The 12,132-nt window shown below is 34.3% G+C and carries 12 protein-coding genes; all 12 read right to left on the bottom strand.

Annotation, left to right across the window (positions count from 1 at the left end; genetic code table 11):
* Positions 1-32: 32 nt before the first annotated feature.
* The 12 genes from ACFSO7_RS15280 to ACFSO7_RS15225 all read right to left on the bottom strand — a co-directional run bounded on the left by ACFSO7_RS15280 (position 33) and on the right by ACFSO7_RS15225 (position 12,132).
* Complete coding sequence (locus ACFSO7_RS15280; protein ID WP_377878193.1) at positions 33-1,112, bottom strand: GGDEF domain-containing protein; 1,080 nt, start codon at positions 1,110-1,112, stop codon at positions 33-35.
* A gap of 64 nt (positions 1,113-1,176) precedes the next feature.
* The gene (locus ACFSO7_RS15275) at positions 1,177-1,647 is read right to left on the bottom strand and encodes a hypothetical protein (RefSeq protein ID WP_377878192.1); all 471 of its coding nucleotides are present in this window, start codon (positions 1,645-1,647) and stop codon (positions 1,177-1,179) included.
* 23 nt (positions 1,648-1,670) lie between these two features.
* The gene (locus tag ACFSO7_RS15270; RefSeq protein WP_377878191.1) at positions 1,671-3,044 is read right to left on the bottom strand and encodes an ATP-binding protein; all 1,374 of its coding nucleotides are present in this window, start codon (positions 3,042-3,044) and stop codon (positions 1,671-1,673) included.
* Positions 3,041-3,733, bottom strand: coding sequence for a response regulator transcription factor (locus ACFSO7_RS15265; RefSeq protein ID WP_377878190.1), 693 nt, complete (start codon positions 3,731-3,733; stop codon positions 3,041-3,043). The genes ACFSO7_RS15270 and ACFSO7_RS15265 overlap by 4 nt, the downstream gene beginning before the upstream one ends.
* Before the next feature lie 149 nt (positions 3,734-3,882).
* On the bottom strand, positions 3,883-4,563 hold the full coding sequence (locus tag ACFSO7_RS15260; RefSeq protein ID WP_377878189.1) for a hypothetical protein: 681 nt from the start codon (positions 4,561-4,563) through the stop codon (positions 3,883-3,885).
* 93 nt (positions 4,564-4,656) lie between these two features.
* Positions 4,657-6,444 carry an oligoendopeptidase F gene (gene pepF, locus ACFSO7_RS15255; protein WP_377878188.1) on the bottom strand — a complete coding sequence of 596 codons (1,788 nt, stop codon included), beginning with the start codon at positions 6,442-6,444 and terminating at the stop codon, positions 4,657-4,659.
* A gap of 21 nt (positions 6,445-6,465) precedes the next feature.
* Complete coding sequence (locus ACFSO7_RS15250) at positions 6,466-7,140, bottom strand: HAD family hydrolase (RefSeq protein WP_377878187.1); 675 nt, start codon at positions 7,138-7,140, stop codon at positions 6,466-6,468.
* A gap of 165 nt (positions 7,141-7,305) precedes the next feature.
* Positions 7,306-8,280 carry a Gfo/Idh/MocA family protein gene (locus ACFSO7_RS15245; protein WP_377878314.1) on the bottom strand — a complete coding sequence of 325 codons (975 nt, stop codon included), beginning with the start codon at positions 8,278-8,280 and terminating at the stop codon, positions 7,306-7,308.
* Positions 8,281-8,311: 31 nt separating this feature from the next.
* Positions 8,312-9,088: an alpha/beta fold hydrolase gene (locus ACFSO7_RS15240; RefSeq protein ID WP_377878186.1), complete on the bottom strand. Its 777-nt coding sequence runs from the start codon at positions 9,086-9,088 to the stop codon at positions 8,312-8,314.
* A gap of 355 nt (positions 9,089-9,443) precedes the next feature.
* Positions 9,444-10,061, bottom strand: coding sequence for a TetR/AcrR family transcriptional regulator (locus tag ACFSO7_RS15235; RefSeq protein WP_377878313.1), 618 nt, complete (start codon positions 10,059-10,061; stop codon positions 9,444-9,446).
* Entirely contained in the window at positions 10,054-11,100 is a 1,047-nt protein-coding gene (locus ACFSO7_RS15230) for an alpha/beta fold hydrolase (RefSeq protein WP_377878185.1), read from the bottom strand. The genes ACFSO7_RS15235 and ACFSO7_RS15230 overlap by 8 nt, the downstream gene beginning before the upstream one ends.
* Before the next feature lie 516 nt (positions 11,101-11,616).
* Positions 11,617-12,132, bottom strand: a complete 516-nt coding sequence (locus ACFSO7_RS15225) for an RNA polymerase sigma factor (protein WP_377878184.1) — start codon at positions 12,130-12,132, stop codon at positions 11,617-11,619.

The following is a 12,132-nucleotide window of genomic DNA, read 5'->3' as shown; positions in this document are numbered from 1 at the left end:
ACGATGCAAGCTCCCACTTTTGGAGCTTGCATCTAAAAAAGATAACATACAAGATTGCGTCCGTTTTGTTTTGCTTTATAAAGCGCTTCATCTGCCTCTTGAAAGAGTTGATTAGAAAGTTCCATCCCTTCATAATAGGTAGCAATACCAACAGAGACAGTTAGCTTAATCGACTTTTCGTCTGAAATTTCAAACCGCTGCTCCTCTACTGTCTTCCTAATTCGTTCGGCGATAAAGACGGCTTGTTCTTTCGTACAGTTTGGTAAAAGAATCGAAAACTCTTCCCCACCGTTCCTTGACACGATATCTCCATCTCTAGTTAAACTTGTTAATAGGTTCGCTAGTTTCATGAGAACCTCATCACCTGCTTTATGACCATAAGTATCATTTATTAACTTGAAGTGATCCACATCTACAAGGCAAATGGCACAGTCACCCTTTTCCTCAGCTGTTTTCAGCAGCATCGAATGATAAAAATAATCAAAAGAACGAACATTATAAAGTCCAGTTAAAGCATCTCGTTGTGAGCTTTGTTTATAATAATTATATAATTCGCTATTTCTTCGAATGTATCGAACGAAAGAAAACGTTAATATTCCGCCTACAAATGTACTAATAATATGAAAAAATGCCGCATTTAGAACCTTAGTGAAATCTTCAGATACGATATAAAGAGCAATAGAATAAATCGTTTGGGTGTATATCAATAGCAATAACCATTTTTTCCAAGAAGAAATTTTTAAATAAAGTGAAATCGAACTAGCCCCAATAGCCATTGCAATCATCATAAATAAGGAAACAATCGAGGAGAAATTAAAAGCAATTAAAAAACGCCCCACAGAAATCACGATTGCAGCAATAAAGGTTGGTAAGATTCCACCATAAAACGCAACTAAAATGACTGGAATATGTCTCAAATCCAAAATTGTTATATCACTTACTTGGATACTATAATGCATTAATATTATCCCTAATATTCCCGCTATCGTTCCGTCAAGAACTTTCACTTTCAAAGGTGAGGTTAACGTAAGACGATTGTTTCGAAAAAGCTGGTGCCAAATAAATGTAAAAGACATTAAAATCGATATATTCACTACTAAGTCACTTATCATTTAGCACCTTCCTCTTAACCATTTCTAGAAAAATTGTATCATAATATGGTAAATATTTTTATACCTATTCTTCCCTAATACTTTCTAAAACCTTCAACTCTTCCTCTATTCTTTCCATTTCATCAAGTTCATTTATTATTGCTTCTAATTCTTGAATATTTTCATCTAATTCATCCACTTCTTCAAGAAGTTCATTAACCTCTTTCTCAAGTTCCTCTACTTTTGTTATCTCATTTTCTAATTCTTCTTCATTAGAAGAAGTGTCTACCGGTCTTTCTTTGTAATCAATTAATTGTTGATTATCTGCCTCGATGATTTCTTTTTCAACTTCTGAAGGTTTCATTTGCTGATTAGTTTTATGTTTAACTTTAATACTTGGAAGAACGACTATATCCGGTTTATTCTGTTTATCTGAATGGATGATGATTTCTTCTATTATTCTCGGTTTTAGAGGTAATGTCTTAACTTCTATACTGCCTGAAATAAGAACAAAAGATAGTATTATGGATAGCACTATACTTAAACGGACTTTCATCCATATATTCCCCTCACATTCCTTCATTTTGCGAAAAGCTCTACTATAAAACAAACCTTATCCTCTAGTGGAATAACAGAAATACTCCCTTTATGTAAATCAACAATTTGCTTACAAATCGTTAAACCCAATCCATTCCCTTTTTCATTTCGACTTTTATCCGTTTTGTAAAATCGGTCAAATAAATAAGGAAGTTGATTGGAAGGGATGATATTTCCCCTATTGATGATGGTAATTCTAATTTTGTGACCAATTTTTATTACCTTGATCTCTATATGCGATCCTCGGTAAGAATATTTAATAGCGTTATCAAGTAAATTAATAAAAACCTGTTTCATTCGATCAATATCGACGAGTGCATAGACGTCTTTTTCCATATCCTTTATAAATACAATTTCCTTATCTTTTGCTTGCAAACTTAACTGTAATATACTATTTTCCAACAATTCAGTTATTAATATGGAATCTTTATGTAGAACGACTGCCTTCTCCTCAAGAGCAGAAAGATCAATCAAATCATCCAGTAACTTACTTATCCGTTTTATTTCTTGAATAGAGAGGTTCAAAAACTCTATTTCTTCCACTTCACTAAAAATTTGATCTGTTATCCCCTGCATAGTTGTACGAATAGTTGTTAATGGTGTACGTAATTCATGCGATATTTCTCCTATAAATCTTCTTCTACTCTGCTCTATTTTAGCTAGTTTATTTGCCATATGGTTAATGGAATCTCCAAGTGTAACAAGCTCATCCCTACCCTTTAAAACGATTTGCTCTTCAAAATGACCTTCAGAGATATGCTTAACCGTTTCACTCATCGTCACGATTGGGGCTACCATTCGTTTTGCGAGTATGAACGATACGATGACAATCGGTATGATTAGTAATAGTACCGATAATAAAATAATGTTATTTATTTCATGAACGAGTCCTTCAGCTTCCTGCATGGGAGTATATAAAAATATGGCTCCTTTGTTTTCATGATGAAGAAGAATTGGGATTCCAACAATAAACATTTTACTTTGTTCATTTCGATGAAAAGTGAGTTCCTCAATTCCTGATTTCTTTTCTAAAACATCATCTATCCATTTTTGAACTTTTGAATCTCCATTAGCAAAAAGTGATTTTCGTTGTTCTGTCACGATACTGACTTGGATATTCTCTTGTTTTTTTAACTTAAGTATCGTTTCTTTTAATTGCTCTATTTCCATTTCCCCATCAAGGAACTTTATCACATCATCATTCAAGTTCATCGCTTCTGATTCTAATGTTGTCCGTGTTCGATCATATATTTGTTTTTCAAGTAGGAAGCCTATTAATAAGGAAAGACAAAATAAACTTCCCACACTGATTGATAAAGAAAGAAGGAGCATTTTTTTAAAGATAGAATTTATCATCTAGTAGCGACCTCAAGTTTATACCCTACGCCCCAAATTGTTTCTATCGAAAAAGATAAATCTTTCTCTACGAGCAATTTTGATCGCAGGCGTTTTATATATAAATCAATTACTCGATCTTCCCCTACAAAATCCCAACCCCAAATTTTATCTATCAGTTCTTCTCTAGTAAAGACACGATTAGGGTATTTAACTAGGAAGACAAGTAGTTCGTATTCTTTTCTAGGAAGTTTTATATTCGCCCCGTTTACCGAGATTGAGTAGGTAGACGTATTAATTTCTAATTCACCTAAACGGATAACACATTTATTTTCATCTATTATTCGATTTGTCCTTCTGAGTATAGCATGTATACGTGCGACTAGTTCATTAGGATCAAATGGCTTCACAATATAATCATCAGCACCTATTTGCAATCCATCTATTTTATCTACAGTTTGTCCCTTAGCTGTCACCATAATAATTGGGACATTAGATTCTTTTCTGATTTTTTGACAAACGACCAATCCATCTATTTTTGGTAGCATTAAATCTAAGAGAACTACGTCCACCTTTTTTTGATGAAATAATTGAAGTGCTTCCTCTCCATCATAGGCAAACTCGACATCAAATCCCGCCCTTTGTAAATAAGCGCCAGTTACCTTACAAATATTTCGATCATCATCTATCATTAATATTTTCTGAGTCATTTATCAGTTCACCTCAGTGTATAGCTATCTTTAAATTATACTTGTATTTTGTTCATCCTTGTTTATCATTTACATTAAAAATAAACTAAAAAAGCCTTATCCATAAAGAAATGGTTTAAGGCTTTTCATATTTCTATCAAAGCTGGAAATTACTTTTGCTGTAAAATATCTCCGATTACGGTTTTTTGAGCAAGTATTTCTTTTTTTAGAATCGTAATCTGCTCAGCAAGTCCATCGGCTTCTACTAAATAGGCATGAACTTGTTCTTTATTTCCTTGCTTTTTGCTTTGTTTTGCATGTTGAATAATCGTATCTAGTTTTTGCTTCAATTGGTGGACAGTCTCCTGTTTGGCTTTTAATGCTTTAGTAATTGATTTCATTTGTTCTTTTAGTTTTTTCAATTCAGATTGATACTGTTTTATTTTATATATATCAGGTTGGATTAAGGTCATTTTCTTTTCTATCTCTTTTTGATTTTCTGTAAGTTGTATTTTAAGTTGTTGCACTTTATCTTTATCTTTATTTGTCTTTGCTGCTTTTAATTGTGCGCCTAATTCTTTATTTTTTATTCGCAGAGGCTTCACTTCTTCTAGCACTTGTTTTACACGGTCTTTAACATCTTTAGGTATAGTTAACTTATATGTCTGAAGGAGTTGTTTGTTTAACTCAGTTTGAGTTTTCAATTGTTCATTTACTATCTTTAGTTCTTCATAAGAAATAGACTTTCTTATGGTTTGTTTCTTTTCACTGATGTTTTCTTGTGCTCCAACAGAAATGCCGCCAAATAGTAAGCTTCCCACTAATATTGATGCGGCGAATGCCTTTTTCATTTTGACTATCCTCCTTTATCAATGAGATTTTATTTACATCCTCATAATAGCGGATAAATATGTCATAACTATGTCATTATTAAAAAAGATAATTTATAACTTTGAAAACTCCTCTACCAACTCATTAAATCGCTTAAGCGTATTCTCTATTGGTAATGGCGTTGTCAAATCTACGCCTGTTTTTTTAAGCAATTCTAGCGGATAGTCTGAACTACCACTTTTTAAGAATTCTAAATATGATTCCAGTATTTTTTTATCTCCATCTAAAATTTTCGTAGCGATATGGATGGCTGAAGCAAAACCAGTTGCGTACTTATAAACATAAAAAGGTCGATAGAAATGAGGAATTCTGGACCAGCCAAATTTTACTTCGTCATCAAATACGATTTCATTCCCATTATATTCTCTAAACAAGGTTTCATAGGTTTGATTAAATACCTCTACATTCAAAGGCAATCCTTGTTCAGCCATTTCATGTGTTTTCTTTTCAAATTCTGCAAACATTATTTGGGTAAAGAATGTACCCTTAAATTGGTCGATGAAATGATTAATCAGATGCTTACGTACATTTGGATCTTTTTCATTGTTTAATAAATAATTTATAAGTAATACTTCATTGACTGTGGATGCCACTTCGGCAACGAAAATACTATAACGTGCCGTTATTTGCGGTTGGTGCTGGGAGCTAAGTTTACTGTGAACACCATGACCACACTCATGAACCAACGTAAATAGACTATCTAAATTATCGCGGTGGTTTAATAGAATATATGGATGTACACCGTATATTCCTAGATTGTAAGCACCCGAACGCTTTCCAGGGGTTTCTCTTACGTCAATATATCGTGCCTCTTTAAATTCTTTTAACATATGAAGATATTCTTCTCCAAGTGGCGCTAGCCCCTTAAGCATCGTTTCATAGGCTTCCTCATAGGGAATCACTTGCTTAACCCCTTTAACAAGTGGAACATTCATATCATATTGGCGGAGTTCATCCAGCTTTAATTTATCTTTTCGAATCTGTGAGTAACGGTGAAGCGGTGCAATATTTTCTTTAGTTGCAGATATTAGATTTTCATATACTTCTTTTGGTACATTATCGCCGAATAACGCTTTTTCTAGTGCTGATGGATACTTACGGATTTTGGCCATAGTGACATTATTTTTTATCGCCGCTGAGAGCGTAGAAGCAATAGTGTTCTTAGATTCGACATATGGTTTATAATACGCCTTATAGGCTTCCCGACGTTTTTCACGGTCTTCATCTTCGATTAATTTAGAATACATGCCCCTAGTTAGTTCAACCTTTTTACCATTGTCGGAGGTCACTTCACCAAACTTGATATCGGCATTATTAATCATTCCAAATGTGTGGCTTGGTGCCGCAAGGGCTTCGCCTAGCTGAGATAGGATTTCTTCTTGCTCTTTACTTAATACATGGGCTTTATATCGGAAAGATTCCATTAAATCTTCTTCAAAATAGTTTAAACCCTTTTCTTCTGCTATGTATTCTTTTAATTTTTCTTCATCCAAGCTTAATAAGAAGGGCATGAAAAAAGAAGTCGCAGAGCTTACCTTTACACTAAGCCCCTTCGCACGATCCAACAAAGATTGGGCACCCGTTTCTCTCGTATCCTCATCAACTTTCAACATGCAGTAAGCATAAACATGATTAAACTTATAAGATAGCTCTTCTTGAAGTTTCAAGAATTGATACAAGCTTTGACCATCACGTATTATTCCATCAAATTTCTTCAGCTTTCCAGCCATTTCTTCAATTTGCTGAAAATCTGCTTCCCATTTGCTCACATCTGTATAAATATCTTCTAAGTTCCATTTTTCCATTACAGGCACTTCAGACCTGGAAGTATAAGTTGTCATGAGAATACTCCTTTAATATCATTAATTTAGTAAAGCAAAGATCTCATTTAGATTTTCGATTACAAACGTCGGTTTTGATTCTTCTTGGATCGATTTTTGACTTCTGTTTAACCAACAACTTTGGATCCCAACTTGGTTTGCGCCAAGCACATCACCTGTTAAAGAATCTCCCACATGTAATACTTCCTCTGGGGATAATCCACTCAGCTTTAACGCATATTCGAACATTTCACTATGTGGTTTATACGCTCTAACATCCTCACTAGTGATAACCCCATCCACTTTCAAGTGTAATAAATTAATGGCTTCCGAAATATCTGATTGATCCACATTTGACAGGATATAAATGGGAAGAGTATTTTTTTCAAAAAATTCGATAGCATCCGTAAAGATAGCCGGATTCTTCCATGGTGTAAACATGATTTCAAGTAATTCATCTTCATTGGCAGTCGAATTAAAATGAAGAAGGGTGTCTTTTAATGAGTTGGCACTGATCTCTCTTTGGGGAGAAAATTTTTCACCTTGGCAACTATTGATTAAATGGGTAAATTTACCCATCCAATAATGGCCAATTTCAATTGCCGAGCTTTCAGTAATTGAGTGTTCTTTAATTTTATGGCAGATTTTAATTAAAGATTCCTCATCCTCCTGCACTACCGTTCCGTAAAAATCTAAAAATATTGCTTTAATTGTCATTTGTGTTCAACCTCATTTCTAGCTTAATTGTAAGTTGTTTTTAATTTTATACCTTTTCTTCCCATTCTTCTATTAATTTGTTTTCCCTATTTCTTATTTATTTTCTTAAAATTTTATTAACTTTAACAAAAAAATAACCCCATCAAAACAATGGGGCTACACATTCTATCCTTTTGTTATAGATTTCTTATCTACTATCCCAATACGAATCGAATCAATCACTTTAAGTGCTTCAAACCCATCCTGAAAATTGGTCAAGTTAGCCTCTTCTCCGTGGATCGCTTTTAGAACTTCGTCGATAATCCAAGTTTCTGGCATGTCAACTTCCTGTTCTAATAATTCGTTTCCTTTTTTTGCGCTTTTTAGCGTTCGCCAATTTTCAATCATAAGTGTCCCTTCTGACCCTCTAGCAGTTAAGGAAACTATTTCCTCTCCATCTGATGGCCATTTTCCAAGAAGGGTAAATGGAATACCTCCAGCAATATCCATTTCTGCATTCACATCTGTTTCGCATCCCATTCCTTCATTTCCATATGTTATTTCTGAAGAGACAACACTGATTTCTCCAAATAATTTTCGTACAAAATGAATAAGGTGGATTCCTTGCTCTAATAGAAAACCGCCTTGCTCTCTTGTCATAATCCACTCAGTTTGCTGCCAAGTAGGTGGCCAGGAAGGATAATGCATTTTCAATTCTATGCCTTCTAAATTTCCTAAGTAACCTTCTTGAACATGCTTTCGAAAGGAACTGAAAACTGGAGAATAATCTTGCCCAAAATGCATAGCATTTATGAGACTTAACGAACTAGCCACTTCTACGAGTTTACTAGCATCTTCTAAATTATGGGCTAACGGTTTTTCGCATAATACATGTTTTCCTGCCTGTAAAGCATAGGTTGCTATTTCCTTATGTAAAGCGGGTGGTGCAGCAATATAAACAAAATCAATAGGAGCCTTATCGATACAATCTTTGTAATTAGTATATCCGGCGGTACTCAATTGATCGGCAACACTTTTTACCTCATCTTCGCATATATCGCATACAGCTGTTATTTTAATTTCATTATTTTGATAAAAGTGTCCGATCGGATGAATAATCTTCTTACCAAAATTACCTAGGCCAATAATTGCCATTTTCACTGTCAAATTCACCCAACTCCTCTTGTAAATTCTATGATTCTATTAAAAAGTCTTGAATCACTGCCATAAATTTTTCTTGTTCCTCTTTATTCGGGGCATGCCCTGAATTCTCAAACTCAATATAGACTGCATGCGGAATAAGTGCAGCTATTTCTTTTCCTTGCACAGGGGGATTCAACCCATCATATTTCCCATTAATTACTAGAGTAGTAGCTTTAATTTTATGCAAGGATGATCGAAAATCAAATCCTTCAAGTGCTTTATTTGCTGCCACATTTTGTTCTGGAGTCAGCGAAGAATATTCCGTAGTCTCCTTCATTGATTTTGCTAATGCAGGAAGATTATGGAAAATATATTTAGATACATACATTAATTTTTCTTGTTGATTAAGATTTACCATTTCCTCGGCATACTCGGATAGTAATCTCATCATAGATGAAGTTTCTCCATTCGATTTTGAAGAAACAAGTACTAATTGATTGATACGCTCAGGCACCTTAATTGCAACACCTTGGGCAATATAACTTCCCATCGAAATACCAAGGATACTTGCTTTTTCAATTCCAAAGTAATCCATAAATGAAATGACATCATTTACATGATCTTCAAGTGTATATGTCGATGGCTTTTCCGATTTACCATGGCCACGCGAATCTAATGCAATGACTCGAAAATTCTTTTTCAATACTTCGATTTCATGTTGAAACATCATTATGTTTCCAGCTAATCCATGTAGTAAAATTAGTGGTACTCCAGTTCCCTCTTCTTCATAATTAAGATGAATTCCGTTTATTAATATAGTAGCCATACAACTTCCTCCAAAAAATCATAATGAATGTTCGTTTATCGGTAAGGCTGATCCCACTGGAAAATCAGACATAAATAGAATAATAAAACTAAAAAGAATTAGACAAGAAGTCCAAAGAATCAACGATTTCCAAAAAATATTCTTTTTATCTTCCTTCCCCCCTCTTAACAGCAAGGCAAAGATAATGAAAAAAACAATAAAAATAATTGGTAGAAAAACCTCATTTTCTACTAATCTATTTCCAGAAAAAATATTACTAAGGGGCCAAATAATAGACATCTCTATAAGAAACATAATAATTTAGACTCCTTTAATAAAATATTTAGAAAGGAAAGTTGAAAAATCAGCTTCCCTGTTATAACCTCACATTATCAATAAAAAACCGCATATGTTTCTTCATTAAGTTTTCGATTTCACTCGTGTCCAATTGATCAAAACGGAGCATGTTATATTCAGCAAGCATCGAAAACATTGGGTACTGATATTCAGAAGCAAGAAAACGTGCCTCAAGTGGTTTAATCATCTTTTTTGCTATAAGTTTTTCAAAGACAATCTCTAGAAAATCCAAAGTAAACTTTATAATATCTTGTAAGAAAATATCTCTAATTTTTTTACAGCGATAATGCTCAATATAGAGAATTCGCCAGTATTTTTCATTTAACGGCTGGTCGATATGTTTTTTAAAATTCTCAAATCCTTTTTCGAAAAACTGCTCCAAGCCTAAATTTTCTAGTATCGCATCTAACATTTCAACAGGGGGAACCGTCTTGGAAAACTCTTCAATAAATTGAATAAAGATTACATCTAAAATTTCATCTTTCGTTTTGAAATGATTGTATAGAGAACTTTCCTTAATCCCTACCGCTCTTGTGATCTCACGAATGGAAACCCCACTAAAGCCTTTTTGTGAAATTAGATCGATGGAGGCATTTAGAATTCTGTCTTTCGTATTTAATTTGGATAGTTCATTCATTTGCTGCAATGGATTCCCTCCTATCTAATGGGTAATTTTCAATCTTTACTTTTACCATTAAAAGATTAAATGCTACATTTTCTTCAAAACAAGCTAAATGACCAGATTTATCAAAAACAATTAATTCCTTCTTTGGTGCTTTTAAAAACCGATAGTATTCTTGAACTAAGTCCATAAATACAATTCGATCATGTTTTCCAGCAATGAAATAAACAGGTACTTTCACTTCAGGAACTAGTTCAAAAAAGTTCAGTGAAGTAATTTCATTCCATAGATGCGTTGAAGAGAATTGGAACCCCTTCATAAATTTAATCTTTTCTTTTAACGTAAGATGAGAGCTTAAGAGATAGTTAACATTAATGGACGCTGCATTCTTTTCATACGTAACACCATTGAACTTTGTTAACCAGGTTCTCTGTGTAACGAGGTGGTTAACGTCTCGATAAATTCCATTTTCAGGGAGGTGAATAGCCTCTAATTGACGAATTGCCTTCTGATTTTGATTCTTTCTAGCCGTTTCCAATGTGAATTGATATGATCTTATTTCTTCCTCTTTACGTAGGACAGGCTGATTAATTCCAATGAACGCATGAATGAGTTCAGGATGTCTTGATGTAAATAATAAACCGTATGCGGCGCCGACTGACTGCCCCATTATGAATAGTTTCTTTTGGCCAAATCTTCGAAGTAAGTAATGAACTAGTTCGTTTGCATCCGATAATATTTGATTCACATTCATACTTTCGGGTGAAATTTCTTTAGAAAATGACTTTCCAGAACCTCGCTGGTCCCAATTAACGACAATGTAATGTTCCTCTAGTTCGGCATTGTATTTTCGTTGAGCACCTGTTTGAGGGCTTCCAGGTCCACCGTGCAAAAATAGAAGTATAGGCATATCTTTACTTTTACCTTTGATCGTGATCCATTGGTCAACTCCGCCGATCTTTATTTTTTCCAACTCGGCAACACTATTGGGTATAACTTTACCATTTTGATCTGTAACTGGTTTTATATACCCACCAAATAACCATTTCAACATTTATTCCACATCCGTTTATCTAAAATTCATTTTATGTAATAATTATTTATATTTACTAACGTTCGTTAGTTATTATAACGGACGTCATCAAAGCTTGCAAGAATTATTTTCCAAGTTACTTAAATAAAAGCTCTGTTAAAGTAGATTGTTGATTTCCGCTCCAATCAACAGTGCAAATAAACAACACTGTTCTTTAACAAAGCCTAAATAAAAAAAGCCAAGCGCCTTGATCAGCCCTGACAAGCAAATGCCGTCCCAAAGAGGAGGTTTGCTCTTTAACCTCATCTTTTGGGCGCCATTTGAACTCGAGGTCGACAAAGGCGCGACATCCTGCCGGATTGTCGACACTAGTACATCCTGTACGTCGGGGCTAGGACGCTTGCGCTGGACGTGGATTATACAAGTTATGAAGTTATCCAAATCCGAGTATTTTATAATTTCCTAAACAATAAAAAAATAGGAAAGGAGCCATTTACTCCTTTCCCACTTTTTAAAATTTATTTACTTAAACTATGATTATGCACTCATCTGTTCAATAAATAGTCGTTTTAGTTGTTTCCTTGCACGATAAAGTCTTGTCTTTACTGTACTTGGATTCAAGTGCAGCACATCTGCGATTTCTTGTTCCTTTAAACCTTTACCAAGCTTAAGCCGCAGCACAGCCTGATATTCGTAAGTCAGTTTCCTCAAGGCACAATTAAGATGATTGCACAAATGATCCGTCTCCATTCCCGACTCGATGTCTTGCGAAATTTCTTCTCCTAAGTTCTCGAGCATCTCTTGCTCTATCGGAATCCACTTTTTCTTTTTTTCTTTGCGGACAAGGTCGATTGCTGTTCTTGCGGCAATGACGGATAACCAACTAGCCACTTTGCCATCGTCCTCGAGCGTTTCAGCCTTGTTCATTGCCTTAATAAAAGTTTCATGAACGACATCTTCTGCCAAATGTATATCTCTAGTAATATTAAAACTTATTTTATAAATCAGCCTATAATATAAGCTATAGACTTCTGTAATGTCTATTTTGCTCAA

Origin of the sequence: Bacillus sp. CGMCC 1.16607 (assembly GCF_042683745.1) — a bacterium.
In the GTDB taxonomy this organism is placed as follows: domain Bacteria; phylum Bacillota; class Bacilli; order Bacillales; family Cytobacillaceae; genus Pseudoneobacillus.
The sequence above is the reverse complement of the archived record's forward strand: the minus strand, read 5'-3'. Positions and strand labels throughout refer to the sequence as shown.